Annotated in this window: 18 protein-coding genes; 11 read left to right on the top strand and 7 right to left on the bottom strand. The window is 43.0% G+C overall.

Annotated features, from left to right (window positions below; genetic code table 11):
• Positions 1 to 765, bottom strand: coding sequence for a DpnI domain-containing protein (locus M0N77_RS10585; protein ID WP_353105145.1), 765 nt, complete (start codon positions 763 to 765; stop codon positions 1 to 3).
• A gap of 158 nt (positions 766 to 923) precedes the next feature.
• On the opposite strand from M0N77_RS10585, the gene mltG reads away from it, so the two are divergent.
• Positions 924 to 2,207, top strand: a complete 1,284-nt coding sequence (gene mltG, locus M0N77_RS10580; protein ID WP_353105144.1) for an endolytic transglycosylase MltG — start codon at positions 924 to 926, stop codon at positions 2,205 to 2,207.
• Between the two features lie 60 nt (positions 2,208 to 2,267).
• Positions 2,268 to 2,906: a dTMP kinase gene (tmk, locus tag M0N77_RS10575; RefSeq protein WP_353105143.1), complete on the top strand. Its 639-nt coding sequence runs from the start codon at positions 2,268 to 2,270 to the stop codon at positions 2,904 to 2,906.
• Positions 2,907 to 2,983: 77 nt separating this feature from the next.
• On the opposite strand, the gene M0N77_RS10570 is transcribed toward tmk, so the two are convergent.
• Positions 2,984 to 5,215, bottom strand: a complete 2,232-nt coding sequence (locus tag M0N77_RS10570) for a sodium:proton antiporter (RefSeq protein WP_353105142.1) — start codon at positions 5,213 to 5,215, stop codon at positions 2,984 to 2,986.
• A gap of 698 nt (positions 5,216 to 5,913) precedes the next feature.
• Here M0N77_RS10570 and M0N77_RS10565 point away from each other — a divergent pair.
• The 7 genes from M0N77_RS10565 to M0N77_RS10535 all read left to right on the top strand — a co-directional run bounded on the left by M0N77_RS10565 (position 5,914) and on the right by M0N77_RS10535 (position 11,967).
• A complete protein-coding gene (locus tag M0N77_RS10565; protein WP_353105629.1) occupies positions 5,914 to 7,272 on the top strand; it encodes a Do family serine endopeptidase in 1,359 nt (452 codons plus the stop codon).
• Positions 7,273 to 7,504: 232 nt separating this feature from the next.
• On the top strand, positions 7,505 to 8,410 hold the full coding sequence (dapA, locus tag M0N77_RS10560) for a 4-hydroxy-tetrahydrodipicolinate synthase (protein ID WP_353105141.1): 906 nt from the start codon (positions 7,505 to 7,507) through the stop codon (positions 8,408 to 8,410).
• 78 nt (positions 8,411 to 8,488) lie between these two features.
• The gene (locus M0N77_RS10555; RefSeq protein WP_353105140.1) at positions 8,489 to 8,806 is read left to right on the top strand and encodes a hypothetical protein; all 318 of its coding nucleotides are present in this window, start codon (positions 8,489 to 8,491) and stop codon (positions 8,804 to 8,806) included.
• 96 nt (positions 8,807 to 8,902) lie between these two features.
• Positions 8,903 to 9,619: a phosphoribosylaminoimidazolesuccinocarboxamide synthase gene (purC, locus tag M0N77_RS10550; protein WP_353105139.1), complete on the top strand. Its 717-nt coding sequence runs from the start codon at positions 8,903 to 8,905 to the stop codon at positions 9,617 to 9,619.
• 204 nt (positions 9,620 to 9,823) lie between these two features.
• Positions 9,824 to 10,575, top strand: a protein-coding gene (locus M0N77_RS10545) for an IS5 family transposase (RefSeq protein ID WP_371834201.1) whose coding sequence is annotated in 2 segments (ribosomal slippage) — positions 9,824 to 10,064 and positions 10,064 to 10,575 — 753 coding nt in all. Because the reading frame shifts where the segments join, the coding sequence is not laid out codon by codon here.
• A 366-nt stretch (positions 10,576 to 10,941) separates the two neighbouring features.
• Complete coding sequence (locus tag M0N77_RS10540) at positions 10,942 to 11,610, top strand: DNA-3-methyladenine glycosylase (protein WP_353105138.1); 669 nt, start codon at positions 10,942 to 10,944, stop codon at positions 11,608 to 11,610.
• Positions 11,611 to 11,646: 36 nt separating this feature from the next.
• The gene (locus M0N77_RS10535; protein WP_353105137.1) at positions 11,647 to 11,967 is read left to right on the top strand and encodes an NGG1p interacting factor NIF3; all 321 of its coding nucleotides are present in this window, start codon (positions 11,647 to 11,649) and stop codon (positions 11,965 to 11,967) included.
• 109 nt (positions 11,968 to 12,076) lie between these two features.
• Here M0N77_RS10535 and M0N77_RS10530 read toward each other — a convergent pair whose 3' ends face one another.
• The 3 genes from M0N77_RS10530 to M0N77_RS10520 form a co-directional block, all read right to left on the bottom strand.
• A complete protein-coding gene (locus tag M0N77_RS10530; RefSeq protein ID WP_353105136.1) occupies positions 12,077 to 12,448 on the bottom strand; it encodes a hypothetical protein in 372 nt (123 codons plus the stop codon).
• A gap of 48 nt (positions 12,449 to 12,496) precedes the next feature.
• Complete coding sequence (locus M0N77_RS10525) at positions 12,497 to 13,126, bottom strand: hypothetical protein (protein WP_353105135.1); 630 nt, start codon at positions 13,124 to 13,126, stop codon at positions 12,497 to 12,499.
• Between the two features lie 910 nt (positions 13,127 to 14,036).
• Positions 14,037 to 14,240 carry a CsbD family protein gene (locus tag M0N77_RS10520; protein WP_353105134.1) on the bottom strand — a complete coding sequence of 68 codons (204 nt, stop codon included), beginning with the start codon at positions 14,238 to 14,240 and terminating at the stop codon, positions 14,037 to 14,039.
• Positions 14,241 to 14,770: 530 nt separating this feature from the next.
• On the opposite strand from M0N77_RS10520, the gene M0N77_RS10515 reads away from it, so the two are divergent.
• Positions 14,771 to 16,945 (top strand): molybdopterin oxidoreductase family protein, encoded by a 2,175-nt coding sequence (locus M0N77_RS10515; protein ID WP_353105133.1) that lies wholly within the window; start codon positions 14,771 to 14,773, stop codon positions 16,943 to 16,945.
• A gap of 79 nt (positions 16,946 to 17,024) precedes the next feature.
• On the opposite strand, the gene M0N77_RS10510 is transcribed toward M0N77_RS10515, so the two are convergent.
• Both M0N77_RS10510 and M0N77_RS10505 read right to left on the bottom strand, forming a co-directional pair.
• Positions 17,025 to 18,347, bottom strand: coding sequence for a D-amino acid dehydrogenase (locus M0N77_RS10510; protein ID WP_353105132.1), 1,323 nt, complete (start codon positions 18,345 to 18,347; stop codon positions 17,025 to 17,027).
• A gap of 63 nt (positions 18,348 to 18,410) precedes the next feature.
• Positions 18,411 to 19,172: a folate-binding Fe/S cluster repair protein gene (locus M0N77_RS10505; protein ID WP_353105131.1), complete on the bottom strand. Its 762-nt coding sequence runs from the start codon at positions 19,170 to 19,172 to the stop codon at positions 18,411 to 18,413.
• A gap of 296 nt (positions 19,173 to 19,468) precedes the next feature.
• On the opposite strand from M0N77_RS10505, the gene M0N77_RS10500 reads away from it, so the two are divergent.
• Positions 19,469 to 19,825 (top strand): zinc ribbon domain-containing protein YjdM, encoded by a 357-nt coding sequence (locus M0N77_RS10500; RefSeq protein ID WP_353105130.1) that lies wholly within the window; start codon positions 19,469 to 19,471, stop codon positions 19,823 to 19,825.
• Positions 19,826 to 19,829 lie beyond the last annotated feature (4 nt).

The raw sequence follows: 19,829 nt of genomic DNA, 5'->3' as shown, positions 1-19,829 counted from the left end.
TCAATATAACTTCCGATAATGACCACGACCCAAAAATTCAATAATACCTTTGTCCCGTAACACTTGCAGCTGTTGGCGGATTTTGTCTTTGATGTGATTATTGTCAGGATGCTTAAGCTGTAATTCATCTGTAAAAATATAAACTTGCTGCAATGAAAACTTGTCATCAAGTCTATCAATACACTGCCAAAGATCTAATGTCCAACCGCGTGAGTCTAGCGATTGCTGCCGTAAAAAAAGCGTTTTTTGAAATTGCTGAGTGACATTTTCGCGCGGAATTATCTTTTCGTTTTTGACTAAAAAAACTTTCCCAGAACTAGGTACTTTACGTAAATCAATATTACAGCCAACCCAACCGGCGCGTTTAGCTGTGGCTGACAAGGGCTTACGTTTGATAATAATGTCAGGCTTAAAAAATTGCTTAGGGATAATTAAAAAGTTATTAACTATAAACTGTGCTGAATAAGTCAAAAAGAAAAAACTGGGATTATTCTCACTATTGATACGCTCAATCATAGTGTCATAAGCGCCGTCATTAATGATTTGACTTAGCTTGGCCTTTTTACTTTTTAACTCAAATTGTTCGCTACAATTAGCACAATAAAAATCAGCGACAGGCTTGTTATTATCAAATTCAGCTAAAGGCTGATTGCTACAATTTGGACAATAGCTTTGTTTGGCGACCCAGTCTTCGCTCAATACTCGGATAATTTGGCTAGGGGATTTATAGGTGCTAGCGAGCTGTCGATTGAAGTTTAAATCCATAATGAGCGTTCTTTATTTTGAGTGTTATCGATATAATAATAGCTATTAAGCCATAAAATCTGCCACAAACCCTAAGATATTTCACAAGCTAAGCAAATACCATTGAAAAGCACACGGTTCAATGCTAAATTCTAGCAAACTTCTGCCTTTGAGTTACCATGAGCACGCCAACACCCGAAAACCCTGCCAATAAGCCTGATGACAATGCCGCTACTGAGCCAAACGCTGAGGTTGATGACTCATCAACCTTAGAGCCGACCGCTACGCATAATGATAGCGATGACTTGGACAAAGTGCCCGCCACCGATGTCTCATTGATTAGTGGTAAGAGTAAACCCAGACGCTACAAAAAAGACAATCAATCATTTTTTATGCAGCGCGGCTACCAGATATTATTAGTGCTAGGGCTCATTGCCGCCTTTTTGTTGGTTATGGTTTATCAGACGTTGTTTGGCCGTATCACTCAGCCGGCCCAAAAAGTTACTATCGGCGCAGGCGATACCTATTATGGCTTATTGGCGCAGTGGCAAAAACAGATTCCGCTGTTTTCTGCCAGTATTGCCAAGCTCTATATCAAGTCGCAAGTCGATGGCCCACTGCATGCTGGTATCTATCCATTGCCTGAGAACCCAACGATTGCAGAAGCTATACATATATTAGGCCAGGGCGCAAAAGTAGCGATGGTAAAAGTACAAGTCATCGAAGGTAAAACCGCAAGCGATCTGTATCAAAACTTGCGTGATAATGAGGGTATCGTCAAAGAAGTATTAGTCGATGGAGCCGACAATGCTAGTATTGCTGAGGCCTTGGATTTGGTCGGGATATTGCCAGAGTCGGTGACGAGTAGTAGCGATCCTATTGTCAGCTATAATTTGGAGGGCTGGTTTACACCAGACACTTACTACTATGGTGAAGGCGCGACCGACAAGCAAGTATTAACAGATCTCTATAAGCGTCAACAGCAAGCCTTGACAGAGGCGTGGGAAAATCGCGCGCCAGATCTACCTTATGATAGCCCTTATGAGGCGCTGATTATGGCCTCTATTATCGAAAAAGAAACCAGCGTTAGCGATGAGCGTCCATTAGTGTCAGCGGTCTTTAATAATCGCTTAAAAATGGGCATGCGCTTGCAAACCGATCCAACTATTATTTATGGTATGGGCAGCCGCTACGATGGTAATATTCGCCGTAAAGATATCGATGAAAAGACCGGCTATAACACTTATCAGATCGATGGCTTACCACCAACGCCGATATCGCTACCATCGCCTGCCTCTATCGATGCCACTTTGCATCCTGCCGATAGCCAAGCTCTATACTTTGTGGCGACCGGTACCGGCGGTCATAAATTTACCAATAGCTTAGCGGAGCACAACAAAGCGGTGCAAGAGTACCTAAAGGTTATGCGCGAAAAAAAGGCACAAACTCCGCCTAGTGAATAAAACTAGTCTTTAATAAGCTTTGATAAAAACTACCATTAGCTTAATATCTTAAGGAAATACGTGAAAACAGTAGGTCGATTTATTAGCTTTGAAGGCACCGAAGGGGTAGGCAAGACTACTGCTATCGACGGCTTGTGTCAGCGTTTGCAGGCAGCCGGTATCGACTATATTCGTACTCGTGAGCCGGGCGGTAGCGCATTTGCCGAGCGCCTACGCGAGATACTATTAGATCCGGCCACTGACATCAATGATGATACCGAGCTATTACTACTGTTTGCCGCGCGCTGTGATCATTTGCAGCAAGTCATTGTGCCTGCAATACAGCGCGGGTCGTGGGTAATCTGTGATCGCTTTACCGACTCTACTATCGCTTATCAAGGCTATGGTCGAGCGGACGGTGATAGTGAGATTTTGGCAAAGATTGATAGCTTAATCGAGCAATTTATTACGCCGTTACCTGAGCTGACGTTATGGTTAGATCTGCCAGTACTAGAAGGTATGATCCGTGCAGGCAAACGCAGCGCTGCTGATCGCTTTGAGCAACAAGCGATGGATTTTTTTACTAGAGTCTATGCTGGGTTTAGTACGCTGGCTGCGCAGCATCCTGAGCGTATCCAGCGTATTGACGCCTCGGGTAGTAGTGCCGAAGTAGAAGCGCGGATTTGGCAGACGGTACAGAACAGCTTTGATTTGCTTTAGTCCTTATCTAGTAAAAAACGCCAACTTAACTCCATAAGTTGGCGTTTTTTTGGTCAGTTGTAGGCGAGTGATAAAAGTTATTTAGCGCTATTTTTATCATCACTGTTTTTATCAGTATTTTCAGTCTCAGCCTCAATATGACTACTGCTATTATCGCCACTATCAGGGAAGCGGTTAGGGTCAAGCGAGCCCGACTTAGTCTTTGGCGCGCGGCCACTGACATTGGTTGCGGTTTCAGTCTTTACCTTGATCGCTGTATTATCCGCTTTGCCGCCTTTAGCAGTATTGTCAGCTAGATTGGCTTCTTTGCTTGTCTGCGCTACTGGCTGAGTATTATCAGCAGTATTTGCTGCTTGAGAGGCGCTAGCTGCTGCGGCTACCTCGTTTGCTTGCTTATCACTATCGATAGCGACTTCTGCTACTAGCTCTTTTTCTTTACGTTTTTCAGGTGCCTTATAGTTGGCTTCAAAATCAGCATCAGCGGCAATACGAGCCTGCTCTTGTTTAGCCGTGACATCTACCGGCTTGGGCTGTACCTCATCATCGACTACTAAAGCAATAAGCTTACGATCTTTGGAGACTGTGCCATCGAATCTATCAGTGATAACGTGCAGCTTACCTTCTTTATCAATAGTATACAGCGGTACAAATTGCTTATTATCGGCTTTATATTGCTCAAAGCTATAACTATCGGTGATGTTAGTGATCTTAATTTTGGCTTTTTTGGAGAGCATGCTGGCAAGCTTAGTATAAGTCACATCTTTACCAAACAGCCACTGCGAGCTGAAGTTTGACTGCTTGTCATCGCGCTCGCTTTTAACTTTCTCTTCACTGAATTTGAGACGATATAGCTTACGCTCACCAAACTCATGACGATAATGAATCTCAGATAAAGTGTTCATCTCTTTATCCATACTCATGGCAAACAGGTGGCCAATACCAATCAGATCAAGATGATGATCGGCGTGATCGGAGATAGGGTTACCAAAATAAGTGCGTAGACCACTCATACGGGCGCGCGCGATATTGGTATAGTTATTATGAGCCACAATGACATCGAAGCCTTGCTCTTTTAAGGAGGTGGCGACCAATAGCGCGATAGGGTTGGAGCCGACAATCAAGATACCATTGGTCTCAGGCTCACGGACGCCTAGCAAGTTGCCAACGAATTTGGCACCCAAGCCCTGAATCATCACTGTACCGATAATCACCATAAACACCAGCGGCACTAACAGCTCCACGCCTTGAATATCATACTCTTGAAGACGAATAGCAAACAGCGATGAGATAGCAGCGGCGACGATACCGCGTGGACCAATCCAGCTGATCATCAGCTTCTCATTGGTTTTTAGATTAGAGCCAATGGAGGAGGCCCAAACCGATAACGGACGCGCCACTAGCATGACGATAGCTAACAGTATCAAGCCGGCAAAACCAACGCTGAGCAGACTGGCAAGCTCAACACGGGCAGCAAGGATAATAAATAGCACCGATATCAGCAGGACCGTCAGCGATTCATTGAACTCCAAAATAGTATCGCGTGGGAACTTTGGCCAGTTAGCCAGCGCCACCCCTAATACCGTGACCGTCAACAGCCCAGACTCATGCTCCAAATGATTCGATATCGAAAACAGCACTAACACAAAAGCTAGAGTAAAGACGTTACGCAAAAACTCAGGCACCATATGGCGGCGCATCAAAAACGCTAACACCCAGGCTCCAGCCAGACCTATAGCGGTTGCCAACACCACAATTTTAGCGAATAGCAATAGACTACTGGCCTGCCCGCCGGAGATGATATATTCATAGACCAATACCACCGCAATAGCGCCAATGGGATCGATAATAATACCTTCCCACTTTAGAATATTGGAGATGGTCTTGTTCGGCCGGACACTGCGTAGTAGCGGCATAATCACCGTGGGGCCAGTCACACAGACTAAAGCCCCGAATAATAGGGCAATTAAAGGATCAACATCGAATAATAGATAAGTTGAAAGCGCCACGATGGCGATAGTAATAAGGACGCCGACCGAGACCAACATCTGTACTACTGTACCGTGCTGCTTGATCTCATCAAACTCCAAAGTCAAAGAGCCCTCAAAGAGAATAATCGCTACACCCAAAGAGATAAAAGGGAACATCAGCTCGCCTAGTACCAAGTCAGGATCAAAGATGCCGAGTATCGGTCCGATGACAATGCCAATCAATAACAAAAACAAAATGGACGGTTGCTTTAAATACCAAGCTAGCCATTGGGCGGCAATGCCAACACCCACTACGCCAGATAGTAATAGGGCGGTATCCATAAATTAATCCTTTTTATAAACTTCTCATACTTTACTTACTCTAGCGTCTATGCCGTAATCTTATAAAGCGCTGAGCGCGTTTGTGCCGTAGTGTATAGAGCTTTATGTTTATTACTGCAAAAAATCTTTGGGTAATAAAACGCAAAATAATGATTACAAACCGTAAGGCAGATTGACATTAGAATAATGACGAGGAGTTTTGAGGTAACAAACCATCACTATTGATTCAGTTAGCCTTAAGGTTGTCCTATAAGCTAAGCTAAATCACTTATTTAAGCTGACTTTTGTTTACCTGATATATTATTTGGTTTGTTATAATAGCATGATTTTATTTGAGTTGTATTCGCTCGCTTAAAGCCGGACTTTACCTCTAGTTATGTAATCGCTAATCTATTAAGATATCTTAACTATTCACTTAGCAATAAGTGGATAGAGATAGCTATTATTCATACAAAAATTGCCTCATACTTAGAGTCTTTTTTGTATGACTTGAATAAAAAGTATCTTGCATCATAGCTATTTTTATAGATAGTTAAATACCAATAATTATCACCAGTTAATAAATAATAATATGAAGTTAGGACAAGGGGAAGGATATGGCGAAGCAACTGATCGATTACCGCTTTAGATATTGGTTGCAGCGTAGTGCGCGTGGAGCGCAGCTTAGTTTATTGGGCTTAGCGCTAGGTACCGGAGCTATGGTCACTAGTAGCTTAATGACAACTCCTGCACAAGCGGCGGTAGCTAGTACTGATTTCTCAGAGCTAGTGCAGCAGGTCACCCCTGGCGTTGCCCGTGTCAATGTCACTACTAATATTAGTGAAGAGGAGCTGGCCAAAGCGCAAACGGCAGAGCTATTACGTCAGTTCTTTGGTAATCGTATCCGTATCCCTGATCAGCCCGCTACCCCTGCCATTCAACATGCTTATGGCACGGGGTTTTTTGTCACCAGTGATGGCTATATGCTCACCAACCATCATGTGGTCGACGGCGCGGACAAGATTACCGTTACCTTAAATGATCGGACAGAGCTTGACGCTGTACTAGTAGGCAGTGACGAGCGCTCCGATGTTGCAGTATTAAAGGTCAAAGGAGAGCGTTTTCCGGCTTTAATCATTGGCGACTCAAACTTGCTTAAAGTAGGGGAGCCGGTATTGGCTATAGGCTCGCCTTTTGGTTTTGATTATTCTGCTTCTGCTGGTATTGTCAGTGCAAAATCACGCAGCTTCTCGCGCGAGACTAGTGTACCGTTTATTCAGACGGACGTGGCTCTCAACCCCGGTAACTCCGGCGGCCCACTGTTTAATAAACGCGGCGAGGTCATCGGTATCAACTCGCGTATCTTTAGTGGTACGGGCGGCTATATGGGCTTATCTTTCTCTATTCCGATGAATGCGGCGATGGACATCTATGAGCAGCTTAAGAGTAACGGCGAGGTGACGCGCGCTTATTTAGGAATCTATCCTCAAGATATCGATCGTAATTTGGCCGAAGTGTATAAGCTATCACGGCCTCAAGGGGCACTATTAACGCGAGTCTCACCTGACTCTCCGGCGCAAAAAGCAGGTTTGAAGACCGGTGATATCATTTTGCAATATAATGAGGTGCCAATTGTACGCACAGATGATCTACTCAATCTGCTCAATCGCGCCCGTCCAAACGATCCTTTTCAGGTACAAGTACAGCGAAATGGTAAGCGCTTGATTTTGAGAGGTAATCTGAGTCAAGCGCCAAGCGATGTGCAAGCTCAAGGCCGCGATCAACAAAATAATGAGGTGCAGCTAGGGCTAAGGCTACGGGATTTGACCGCTGATGAACAAGCGCAGTTTGCCTCGGAAGGTAAGGTTGGGGTGTTGGTCACCGCAGTTGATCCTACTGGCCTTGCGGCGCGCTCTGGTATCATGGCCGGCGATATCGTCACTAACCTGCATCAAAAGTCGATTAAAAAAGTGACTGATTTTACTAGTGCTATCTCATCACTGCCCAAGCAAGGTGTCGTTACTATAGAGGTGGTGCGCCAAGGTATTCCTGCTATTATCGGTCTGCGCATAGAATAGCAAGAGAGCTTTAAGGCTTTAGCTTTAAGACACCGTTTAACGGTATTATTAACAATGCAAGCATTAATTGACAGCTAGTAGCGTCCCTAAAATATGCTACACTAGCGGGCATTTATAACTGCCTATAATGGTAGCTATAAAACCCCAATACGCCCAAATCACAACGTTATATTTATATATAGTTTTATACTAAATTGACAATGTTACCCTGAAAAAACAGTAAGGCATGGTTATGAGTACAGCATACGACGATATCAAAACCCAATTACAAGGCTCAATGGTAGCCTTAGTGACGCCCATGCATCCTGATGGCAAGGTCGATTATAAACGTCTAGCAGATCTCATAGACTGGCAAATCGAGCAGGGGACTCACTGCTTAGTAGCGGTAGGTACTACTGGCGAGTCAGCGACACTATCTATGGCAGAGCACAGTGAAGTTATTCGCTTTTATGTGCAGCACGTCAAAGGCCGGGTTCCAGTTATCGCTGGTACTGGCGCTAATAATACTACCGAAGCTATCAAGCTTACTCAAGATGCCAAAGATGCGGGCGCTGATTGCGCGCTACTTGTCGCGCCTTATTATAATAAGCCGCCACAAGAGGGCTTATATCAGCACTACAAAGCTATCGCTGAAGCAGTAGCTATGCCGCAAATGCTCTATAATGTACCGGGTCGTACCGTGGTCGATATCGCCCAAGCTACAGTCGAGCGCTTAGCCGATATTGATAATATCGTCGCTATAAAAGATGCTACCGGTTCGGTGGCTCGCGGCGAGCAGCTTATCACAGCGCTAGGCGACAAAATGATTGTGCTATCCGGTGATGACGGTACCGCTCTTGAGCTTATGAGATTTGGGGCAAAAGGCAATATCTCAGTCACAGCTAACGTTGCGCCAAAAGCGATGAGCGAGACTTTCTCAGCAGCCTTGCGTGGTGATTTTAATGCCGCCAAAGAGGCTCATGATGTCATCAAACATCTGCACCGCGACTTATTTATTGAGTCCAGTCCTATTCCTGCAAAATATGCGCTACACAAAATGGGCATGATAGATAAAGGCATTCGCTTGCCACTAGTTTGGTTAGCTAAAGAGCATCACAGCACTATCGATGAGGCTTTGATAAAAGCAAACCTGCTTTAGTAATTCAGCCTCTATTGCCGATAGTAAATTACTATGACTAATGATCGCTAACTTTTAAGATAATACAGAGATAATAGGATGAAAACATCATTAACCATCCCTAATATGTTTCCGGCGACGCTGGCAATCATTTTGGGCACTACCTTAGCCCTGAGCGGTTGCCAATCGATAAAAGAGGTAGTCGGCAAACGCGACAATGGCAGTTTGGATTATCAGCAAAGCCAAAAGCTGGCTCCACTACAACTGCCAGTTGACGCGCAAACCGCGCCATTCGTACCCTTATATCCCACGCCAAATGTGGGTATAAACACTCTCGATCTAGAGAACGAATCAGGTAAGCAGTATAAATTGCCCAAACCTGAACGAGCCGTAGCAATCACCGCGCCTACTAAATAATCATTCACTCCTCATTTTAGTATGATGTCTATTGATAGTTTTTGATAGTGCTAATTGATAGGCAGCAAGCAAGTTTGAAAGAACAGGACTTTTCTCATGCAAAAACAACAACTTTTATATAAAGGTAAAGCCAAGTCAGTCTACGAGACTGAAGATAATGATCTACTGATTTTGCATTTCCGTGATGACACCTCAGCTTTAGATGGCAAGCGTATTGAGCAGTTAGCGCGTAAAGGCGTGGTCAATAACCGCTTTAACGCTTTTATTATGCAAAAGCTAGATGAAGCAGGTATTGAGACCCATTTTGAAAAGCAGCTATCTGATGATGAAGTCTTGGTCAAGCGCTTAGAGATGATTCCGGTAGAGTGCGTCGTTCGTAACTTTGCTGCTGGCAGCCTGGTGCGCCGTTTAGGCTTAGAAGAGGGTCAAGCGCTCAATCCGCCAACTTATGAGCTATTTTATAAAGATGATGCTCTAGGCGATCCGCTAATCAATGATTCGCTAACGATCTCGCTTGGCTGGGCGACTGAGGCGCAATTAGCTAAAATGAAAGAGCTGACTTATAAAGTCAATGAAGTGCTAACTAAACTCTTTGATGAAGGCGATTTAATGCTGATCGACTTCAAGCTTGAGTTTGGGGTTTTTCATGATCGCATTATCTTAGGAGATGAATTCTCTCCAGATGGTTGCCGTATTTGGGACAAAAAAACCAAGAAAAAGCTCGATAAAGACCGTTTCCGTCAGTCTTTAGGGGACGTTATTGAAGGCTATGAAGAAGTCGCTAAGCGTATTGGTGTCCCTTTAGATTATTAGATCGATTTTTTGACTTGAACTTTGAAAACTGAGCTTATGGCTCAGTTTTTTTATGAATAAATCTAATCTATAAAACGTCTTCTTTTAAATTGTAACATTTATTTACAAGACGCTATTTTATTAGGGCGTGTCTTCAATTGGATAAGCCCTAAATAATAGTTACAATACCGCATCTATTGAGTCGATGCGAGAAAAATACAAGTTATGGCAAGAAAAGCATTAACAGATACGCTTTGGGATCAATTGCAATCGACGATGATAAAGTACGGCTGCTATCAAACTCAAAACAGCCGAGAGATCATGGAAGCCATACTGTGGAAACTACGCACAGGGGCGCCTTGGCGTGACATACCTGAAGAATTATGTTCGTGGAAAACAGCCTATAGTCGTTTCAACCGCTGGTCGAAAACTGGCTTATGGGCGGATTTTTTTTTAGCCTTTGAGCAGAAGTTGATACGGAATGGGTATTCACAGACGGAAGCTATGTTCGCTGTCATCAGCATGCAAGTGGAGCTCGGCTTGGTGAAGAGCGAGCAATTGGACAAAGCCGTGGCGGAGCAACTACAAAGATAGACCTATCCTGTGATGCCGATGGATATCCGCTCAATTTTAAAATCACTGGGGGTGACGTCCACGACAGTCAAATTGCAGGTGAATTGATTGAGATGATTGGGCAAGCTGATTACTTTATCGCTGATAAAGGCTATGACTCAGAGTGTATCAGAGACAAAGCTCGCAGCCATAATATGATACCTGTCGTTCCTAAAAGGAAGAATGCCAAACAGCCTAATCCAGAGTTTGATAGCTATTTGTACAAACTGCGTCATCTTGTTGAAAATATGTTTGCAAGGCTTAAACACTTTCGTAGTATCGCCACTCGCTATGAGAAGTTAGCGCGTAATTTTAAGTCAATGCTTTATCTGGCGTGTACTATCGTTCATTGTAAGATGAATTGAAGACACGCCCTAGTATATTCACTAATAAGAATTTAATTGCAACTTAAATACTCTCTTATCAGTAAATTCTACTGTATGACATCTATCAAATAATTGATATTAAGCTACGGGTATTAAACAACTGATATTAAATAATTAGTCTTGAGCAACTTTGCACAATGAGAGGGAGAAGTTATGAGTGATAATACCTTCATAAAATATGCGATAGCGACCTGTGTTCTTATCTTTATCCTAACCGCTATTTTTGTCAGTAAGCTATCGACATAATCTAAAATACCTAGTCAAGCTTACTTCATAATTGCAGCCTAACGAAGGCTTTTTTTGTGGCCACTGTTTTTGTATTTGTGGCGCTAGTCATTGTGGTTTATGATAAATCTAAATGCTATAGAGATTACTATGCCCAAAGGTTTTAATACACTCACAGTCCTTACTCCCTCATGGTTCGCACGACCTACTTGCGTGGTTGCAGCCGACTTAATTGGCAAAGTGCTGTGTCGTAAGCTAATAGATAGCGATGGCACTACTAAAGTTTTGCGCATGCGTGTCTCAGAGACGGAAGCTTATATCGGCTATAAAGATGACTCTGTCGCTGCTCATTTGACCAAGAGCAAAGCTCAAGCAGATATTATGTCTGCTGAGGGCGGAGTGTTTTATGTTTACCTCACTTATGGCGTCCATCATATGCTAAATCTAGTCAGTGGTAGTGCTGAGTCGCCAGAGTCGGTATTGATACGGGCCGGTTTTTTGAGTGACGATAGCGATCGACTAGTTGATGAGCAGTCTTTAAGTTCGAATAAACAGCTCAGTCACATCAAACAACTCGCAGGCCCAGGTAAGCTCACTAAGCGTCTACAAATAGATCGTAAGTTATACAGCAAAGTTATCGCTCCAGAGTCAGAGGTATGGTTTGAAGACGATGGCTGTCAGCCGCCTGTTTCTGTGCGCCCGCGTATCGGTATTGATTATGCTGGCGCCGCCAGAGACTGGCTACTGCGCTATGTGTGGACCGACCATCCGTCTTTATCAAAAAAATAGACCAGCTAAAGTAGATGACTTAAAGTAGAGGGTTATATGTATAAGCTAACGGTATTTATTCCTGATGAAGCTGTTGAAGCAGTCAAAGCCGCGCTCTTCAAAGCAGGCGCGGGCACTATCGGTAATTATCAGCAGTGCTGCTGGCAAGTGCAAGGTACTGGTCAATTCATACCGTTATCGGGTAGCACTCCGCATATAGGGGAGCAAAATAAGCTAGAAAAGGTTAATGAGTGGCGAGTGGAGATGATAGTAGAGGAGTCGGTAATCGAAGCGGTCATGGCGGCTTTGAGACAAGCGCATCCTTATGAGACGCCAGCTTATGATGTCATCAAGGTATTAGCATTTTATGATAAATAACCCTAGATGCAGTAAATAAAAAAGCCAAAGCTACTATTACTATGGCAAGCTTTGGCTCTAAAATAAATTCACTTTTATTGCAGCGGCTGCAGCAGCGACTCAATAACCGCTAATCCTCTTTGATTTTTAGCACATTATAACTAGGATAGCTAAGCTCAATCTGATAGTCCTCACCGCCGCGCTCAGCCTTGACTTTTATGATACGATCACCTTTTTTGTATTTAACTTCTTTAACGTAGTAGCCCATATTGCTCACTTTATTAGCCGCTGTCTGCTCTATGGCAGGGCGATAAATATCTTTATCGATGGTTTCTATAGTCTTCTTATGCTTTTTATACAAGTCGGTATCTTTATAGATATCCTCGTATATCTCTCCGTAGGCATTGTAGCCAGAAGTATTAACGCAGCCGACGCTAACGGCTGATAAAGCGATAACAACGCTACTAGTAGCAGCCGTTTTCAATAATGATTTTGCACTCATAGATTAATCTCTTATTATAAATCCAGCCCTGTTGTGACATCCCACGCTTTAATCTTTCTCAATTTTGATAACACTGAGGTTTGGATAGCTCAGTAAAATCTCATACTCTTGCGAGCCTTTTTTGGCCTCAATCTCAAACACCCCGCGATTGTTTTTTTCGTCAAGCTCGATATCTTTGACGCGGTAGCCCATAGCGGTGACCTTTCTTATAGCGCGCTGTTTTATAGCAGGATAACGGCTGTCTTTTTTGATTCTATCCTCGATATCATCATTATCATAGCGCTTATTATGGTTATATTTGCCATTGTTATAGCCTTTGTCATGGCCGACTTCCGCCCATTGTTTTTTACTAGAATTTAGCAGCTTTAGATTGGGATAAGAATAAATAAACTCATAAGCCTGGTTGCCTTTTTTGGCATAAGCTTTGAGTACTCGATTACCACGGTAGTTATCAGCTCTGATATCCATTACTTGGTATCCTTGACGGCGCAGGTCTTGACGTAGCTGCTGCTTGGCAAGGTTATAATTGACTGTATTATAGCCTCCATCACCGCGGTATATCGGCTGATTGTTATAGCCTGAGCTGGCGACCGTACAACCGATAGTACTGCCTAATAATGTCATTATGAGTCCTGCTGACACAGCTTTTTTTAGCATAAAAGAGGATGAGGCCGTCATGATATAACTCCTAATAAAAAATCAGCATCTAAATATAGTTTAGATAACCGTATATAACTCACAAAGTCGCTTGTTAATGTTTTAGCTTTAAGCTTGCTAGATGAAACTAATGGTTAGGTAGAACTAATGATTAGGTACAACTAGCATTGAAACATTTTCTTACAAGCTATCCTAAAATTAAAAACTTGATAATAGATGTCTTGCCAGTTATTAAGTTGTAATCAAAGCCACTATTTGCGTAAGAGGTACATGACTTTAGTGACTAGAACCTTATTAACTTATGGCTCTTAGTAGTGCTTATACTTCGATAAAACTAGTATATTTATAAATAGAGTATTGATAATTTCGCTCTGCGGTCTTTGTAGCTTAAGACTTTGCAAGCTATCATCCTAGTTAAGTTATAAGCCATGTAAGCATATGCTTACAAGCAATGACGCTAACGCCTCTTAACAATCCAATTACATTTAGGCATTATAGTCACACGGCATTAGGGAATGTGACTCAAGGATTGAGTTGACCAAATTAAGGATGATATTTTAGTAATTAAAGTCAGGATGACGATAATTATTGGAGTACGGACACATGACCCGTGTTGGTGGTAGCTAATACCAGTAACCGTTGTATACGGAGCAGGATGCTCTGCTATCACCTATTCGAGGTACTGTAAGGATGCAGTTGAATGAATAGTGATAGATAATAAGGATAGTTAACCATAAAACCGCATAACATTAAGTGTTATGCGGTTTTATAGTATTTGCCTCATAATATCTGCTTTGTAGTCTCTGCTAATTAATAAATCAAAGTCCGTGTTCAAAACAGTTTTTAATCGATGTTTATTTAATAAAAACCCATATTAGCCAGTAGCCAATATAGGTTTTTTAGAGTTATTTACTATTATAAAAACTATTTATTAATAGTTATTTTCGCGGCGCCAATCATCTACAGCGCGCTCAGCATCTTCTTTAGAATGGCCATAACGCTCTTGTACTCGGCCTACTAACTTATCACGATTACCTTCGATTTGAGAAAGATCATCATCTGTTAGTTCGCCCCATTTTTGCTTTACAGAGCCTTTCATCTGATTCCATTCGCCTTTTAGAGTATGTTCATTCATTGTGGTATTCCTTATTTTAATTATGACATGCAATAAAACCTTTACGGCTTAAAATTATTAGTAGTTAACAATCAATCGGTTAATGAGTTTATAGGAGTAAGTTAAAAACTTTTAGGTCAAAACCTACGATTCAGCTCATCTCTCAATTGATAATCATTAATACATAAATATCCAATCAGGTTGTCTGTATTATCAGTGTTTATAGTGTTACTTAATTATAGTTAAGAATAAAACTATGTAGCTAAGGGCTTAGTTGTGTTATTTATAAGACAGTTTGTCACTTTAATTAACGTTTAATAGGATGCCTTTTTGGCAAAACCGAAAAATTTTATTCAGTAGCAAGACTTCTTTTTCAGTTATCTTCCAAGTTACATGATAAGTTATATTTTCAGTTACATATTTAGTTAAATACTCAGTTATGTTTTTGAAGCGATTATAGATATCTTGAGTCATTTTTTCTATACGAAAAGCTAAGGATTTGGAGTAAGGTAGAGGGTATAAGGATATAAAAATACTATGAGGGAGCAGCTATGACAACAGAAAAAACCCAATTTAGAACTTGTAACTTATGCGAAGCCATGTGTGGTATCGTCATCAAGCATGATGGCGAGAAGGTACTATCTATCAAAGGCGATAAAGACGATCCCTTTTCGCAAGGTTATATTTGCCCAAAAGCGACTGCGCTGCAAGACTTACATGAAGACCCGGATCGCTTACGTCAGCCTATTGAGCGTACTCGTGATGGTTGGAGAAAAATAAGCTGGAGTGAAGCGTTAGATAAAGTCGCTCAAGGAATTCAGTCTATCCAAAAAAAGCATGGTCAAAACGCCATCGGTATCTATTTAGGTAATCCTAACGTGCATAATTTGGGCGGTATGCTGACTATCAAGCATCTATTAACTACCGTCAAGACCCGTAGCCGTTTTTCCGCCACTTCCATCGATCAATTGCCCCATCACATTATCAGTATGCATTTATTCGGTCATATGCTGCGTATTCCGGTGCCAGATGTCAACCGTACTCAATATATGATGATTATCGGTGGTAATCCGTTGGCGTCGAACGGTAGTATCATGACCGCGCCTAATATGCGTCAAAAGCTCAAAGATATCAAAGCTCGCGATGGCAAAGTGGTGGTCATCGATCCAAGGCGTACAGAGACCGCCGATATCGCAAGCGAGCATCACTTTATACGTCCAGCAACCGATGTGTTATTAATGCTTGCGATGCTCAATGAAATCTATCTGCAAGGCTATGCCAAACGCGCACGAGCTAATAATAGAGCGGCTGATTTAGCGCCAGAGATTGAGCGTATCGCTGAATTTGCCAAAGACTATAGCGCTGAGTCGGTCGCTGCTATTACTGGCATTGCAGCGCCGGAGATTAAGCGTTTGGTCAAAGAGTTTTGTGAAGCTGAGAGCTCGGTTTGTTATAGCCGTATGGGCGTCTCAGTGCAGGAGTTTGGTTTACTTAGTCAGTACTTAGTGATGATTATCAATATCGTCGCTGGACGCTTAGATGAAGTCGGCGGCTTGATGTTCCCCAATCCTGCGGTGGATTTGGTCAATAATAGCGGTCCTGGCTACTTAGGTAAGCGTCATAGCCGCGTCAGTCATTTGCCTGATTTTAATGGTGATTATCCAGTAGTGGCTATGGCGGATGAGATGCTAGTAGAGGGAGAGGGTCAGCTAAAGGGCTTTATCACCGTTGCCGGTAATCCAGTACTTAGTACGCCCAATGGGGAGAAGTTAGATAAAGCTTTTGCCCAGTTAGATTTTATGTTCTCTATCGATTATTACGTCACTGAAACTAGTCGGCACGCCAATATTATCCTGCCACCAGTCTCGCCACTTGAGCGCGATCATTATGATATTACCTTTAATGGCTTTGCGGTGCATAATGTCGCTAAATACTCGCCGGTACTGTTTGAGAAGCCTAAAGAGGCTAAACACGATTGGCAGATCTACTTAGAGCTAGCAAAGCGTTTGGATAAAAAAGCGCCCATAGCGACCAAAATAGAGCGTCAGTTAATCAAAAACTTAGGACCAAAATTCGTGCTTGATCAAGGATTAAAACGTGGGCCTTATGCCAACATGTCGCTCAAAAAAGTAAAAAATAACCCGCATGGTTTGGATTTAGGACCCTTAAAACCAATGCTGCCAAAGGGCATTAAGCATAAAGATAAGCAGATTCATCTGCACGTTGACTTTTATCAGGCCGATCTAGAGCGCGTAGCAAAAATGGTAGCGCACTATGATGATAGCCAAATTTTACTGATAGGGCGTCGCCATGTGCGTAGTAACAATTCTTGGCTACATAACAGTTATCGCTTAGTTAAGGGCAAGCCGCGTTGTACTTTGATGCTGCATCCTGATACTGCAAAAGCCCATAATATTGTAGATGGCCAACTGGTTAAAGTGACCTCAAGAGTGGGCGAAGTCACTATCACTGCCGAAGTCACTGACGAGTTGATGCCAGGGGTGGTCAGTATTCCGCATGGTTTCGGTCACGGTCGCAGTGGCGTTAAGCAAAAAATCGCTCAAGCTCATGCTGGCGTCAGCGTTAATGATTTAACCGACGATACGCTAATAGATAAGCTGAGCGGTAACGCTGCAGTCAATGGGGTACCAGTGAGCTTGCAGGCTGTTGAGTCTGAAGCAGAAAGTACCGAGATAAATGCCGTTGAGGATAGGGTAGTCGCTTGATTATTTAGGCTCTATAAATCTTTACTTTACACAAATCAGAAAAGACGCTTATTTAAGGTAAGCGTCTTTTTTAGCTAGGCTAATTAATACCAACAAAATCAAACTTCACCGGCGGTGTCTCGTTTTGCATAAGTAGGCTAATCGCTTTGGCTGAGCCACAAGCGTGAGTCCAGCCAAGGGTACCATGACCAGTATTGAGCCATAAGTTATCAAAAGTTACCTCAGTATTGTGACTGCCATGGCGCACTTGACCCAAATGCGCGCGACCAATGAGCGGTACATTGGAGGGCGTCATAGGACGCAAGCCTGTCCAGTATTCGGCTGAATTAGCAATGATACCTTTTGGGAATATTTGCTGTACGCGCTCGGTAATCGCTTTACAGCGAGTCAGATTAAGATCCATATTATAGCCGTTAAATTCTGCGGTCCCAGCAACCCGTAATTTATCACCGAGACGAGACATCACTAGCTTATATTCATCATCGATGAGGCTAATAAAAGGCGCTAAATGCGGCGCTCTAGGGTTGACGCGATAGGTAGCCGAATAGCCCTTAGCTGGAAAGATAGGCAAATCAATACCTAGCGGCTTAACTAGCAAAGCACTGTAGCAGCCCAAAGCCACAACGAAGCTATCAGCACTAAAGGTCTGCGCGTTTTCACCGCTAGGACGGATGGTAATACTATGGACATGAGGATGGTTGGAGTGAGCGTCAGTGTTCAAAGCCAAAATCTCAGTATTGTAGCTAAAATGCACCCCTGCCTGCTGACAAAGAGTGGCTAGACGCTGGGTAAATAGATGAGCGTTACCGGACTCATCACGGCTAGTAAAAGTTGCGCCTTTAAGCTTATGAGCAATAGGATATAAAGCGGGCTCTAAGCTTGCCGCTGTATCGATATCGATAAAATGTCGCTCGCAGCCTAGCTCCTGCATACGCTCAGTCGGCGCAACAGCGGCATCAAACTCGGCTTGATTGGTATAAAAGTGCATGATACCGCGAGTTTGCTGCTCGTACTGTATATCAGTACTTCGTCGCAGCTGCTGTAAAGTGGCGCGTGAATAAAGCCCTAAGCGCACCATCTGTATTAGATTATCATCCGCGCGATCGGCACGGCATTCCTTTAAGAACTGCATCGCCCACTTAAGCTGTGCCTTATCCGCGCGCAAGCGATACAAGAGCGGCGCGTCCTCACGAAACAGCCACTTTAGGGCTTTGAGCGGCGCTTTAGGATTGGCCCAAGGGGTAGCATGCGATACTGAGATCTGTCCGCCATTGGCAAAAGAGGTTTGCATAGCGGCGGCAGCTTCACGTTCAATCACAGTGACTTTGTAGCCTGCTTTACGCAAATACCAAGCAGTGGTTACGCCCACTACCCCTGCTCCGAGTACCGCAATATGAGTCATAAATAAAAGTCTCTAAAAGGCTATATTTTATTAACGCTATGATTTATCAACAACAGTATCAAGCTAGTGCGGGCGTGCGACGTCTGCTTGCAAAGCTTTTGGTAAATCCAAAATAGTCAAATCACTCTCTGCTAGCTGTTCTGGACGGGCAACCACTAGCGCCTCAAAGCCGTCCTCGTTGGCTATAGCATTGACTATCTGTATTTTGCCCAATTTTTCACCAGCTGCTGGCGTGTCTCCAGAGCCTTTTACATAGTGCAAAAAGGCTTTTGGTGCCGCTTTAAAATAAATACGAGCGATGACTTCTTGACCCAAATAACAGCCTTTATCATAGTCCATACCACCGCGCTGATGCAGACGTAGCTCTTGTGGTTGAAACTCACCTTGGGTCGCCGCTACTATCCAATAATTACCACTTGCGATACTGCGCTGCATCCAAGCTTTTGTATCCTCAGCACTATTATGCTCTTGCTTATGACTAAAAGTCGGCTCATTCGCTAAGACGCAAGGATAGATAGGCGTAGGCTCGCTGGTTTCAAACTTTGAAAAAGCGCCAAATTTATTTAGATGAGCCTTAAAGGCTGCTGCGCAATCGCTACTGATCACCACATCATAGTGCTTTTCGGCTTGTTTTTTTATCCAAATGCCAAATTCAATACGGCCTTTTAGGTTGCTTAGGGCAGTCGCCTGAAAGCTAAGGCCTAGCTTAGTGACATCAACGGTGATCTGACCTTGCAAGAATTTTTCAGCATCTTCACCTGCAATAGTTAACTGTATAAATTGAGGAAGCTGATTGTGATCGGATAAATTAGCAGAATTACTCATGAGTCGTCCTATTATAAATTATAATTTTTAGGCAATAAGTGTTAGGGAGTGAATCTTATAAGTATAAGCTTAAGAAGATTAGCATAAAAAACAGCTACAGAAAAAACCCCATTGTTAACTTTTACATTGGGTATTATGGGCAATTTTCAAGATGAAGCAGTAAGCGCTTCAATTGGTCAAAGTTGACGACTTACGCTACAATGAGAGCTTATAAAGCTATCTGATAAATTAGACAATAATTCAGATAATTGTTTGAATGCTGACAGGCCCTGTTTATTAAAACTAATGAGATAATTATGAGCTTACCCAATTGCCCAAAATGTGATGCTGACTATACTTATGAAGATGGCGCGTTATTAGTATGTCCAATGTGCGCCAATGAATGGACGGCTGCAGAAGCGGACGCCGCCGAGGCTCAAGCGCAAGAGGATAATATCGTACGTGACGCCGTTGGCAATGAGCTACAAGATGGTGATGCGGTAACGGTTATCCGCGATTTGAAAGTTAAAGGCTCATCGACCTCTATCAAAGTTGGCACCAAAGTCAAAAGCATTCGCCTCCTTGATGATCCGGTCGATGGACACGATATCGATTGCAAGGTCGATGGTTTTGGACAAATGAAGCTCAAATCATCTGTGGTCAAAAAAGCTTAATACT

Source organism: Psychrobacter sp. AH5 (assembly GCF_040371085.1).
Classification (GTDB): Bacteria; Pseudomonadota; Gammaproteobacteria; order Pseudomonadales; family Moraxellaceae; genus Psychrobacter.
This window is presented reverse-complemented; position numbering and strand designations above follow the sequence as displayed.

What these genes read in the sequence shown, in the direction of transcription:
- M0N77_RS10540 (WP_353105138.1), top strand. Translation starts at nt 10,942, where the DNA reads ATGATAAATCTAAATGCTATAGAGATTACTATGCCCAAAGGTTTTAAT.
- M0N77_RS10565 (WP_353105629.1), top strand. Translation starts at nt 5,914, where the DNA reads ATGGTCACTAGTAGCTTAATGACAACTCCTGCACAAGCGGCGGTAGCT.
- M0N77_RS10520 (WP_353105134.1), bottom strand. Translation starts at nt 14,240, where the DNA reads ATGAATGAACATACTCTAAAAGGCGAATGGAATCAGATGAAAGGCTCT.
- M0N77_RS10585 (WP_353105145.1), bottom strand. Translation starts at nt 765, where the DNA reads ATGGATTTAAACTTCAATCGACAGCTCGCTAGCACCTATAAATCCCCT.
- M0N77_RS10505 (WP_353105131.1), bottom strand. Translation starts at nt 19,172, where the DNA reads ATGAGTAATTCTGCTAATTTATCCGATCACAATCAGCTTCCTCAATTT.
- purC (WP_353105139.1), top strand. Translation starts at nt 8,903, where the DNA reads ATGCAAAAACAACAACTTTTATATAAAGGTAAAGCCAAGTCAGTCTAC.
- M0N77_RS10555 (WP_353105140.1), top strand. Translation starts at nt 8,489, where the DNA reads ATGAAAACATCATTAACCATCCCTAATATGTTTCCGGCGACGCTGGCA.
- dapA (WP_353105141.1), top strand. Translation starts at nt 7,505, where the DNA reads ATGAGTACAGCATACGACGATATCAAAACCCAATTACAAGGCTCAATG.
- M0N77_RS10525 (WP_353105135.1), bottom strand. Translation starts at nt 13,126, where the DNA reads ATGACGGCCTCATCCTCTTTTATGCTAAAAAAAGCTGTGTCAGCAGGA.
- M0N77_RS10500 (WP_353105130.1), top strand. Translation starts at nt 19,469, where the DNA reads ATGAGCTTACCCAATTGCCCAAAATGTGATGCTGACTATACTTATGAA.
- M0N77_RS10570 (WP_353105142.1), bottom strand. Translation starts at nt 5,215, where the DNA reads ATGGATACCGCCCTATTACTATCTGGCGTAGTGGGTGTTGGCATTGCC.
- M0N77_RS10535 (WP_353105137.1), top strand. Translation starts at nt 11,647, where the DNA reads ATGTATAAGCTAACGGTATTTATTCCTGATGAAGCTGTTGAAGCAGTC.
- M0N77_RS10510 (WP_353105132.1), bottom strand. Translation starts at nt 18,347, where the DNA reads ATGACTCATATTGCGGTACTCGGAGCAGGGGTAGTGGGCGTAACCACT.
- mltG (WP_353105144.1), top strand. Translation starts at nt 924, where the DNA reads ATGAGCACGCCAACACCCGAAAACCCTGCCAATAAGCCTGATGACAAT.
- M0N77_RS10530 (WP_353105136.1), bottom strand. Translation starts at nt 12,448, where the DNA reads ATGAGTGCAAAATCATTATTGAAAACGGCTGCTACTAGTAGCGTTGTT.
- M0N77_RS10515 (WP_353105133.1), top strand. Translation starts at nt 14,771, where the DNA reads ATGACAACAGAAAAAACCCAATTTAGAACTTGTAACTTATGCGAAGCC.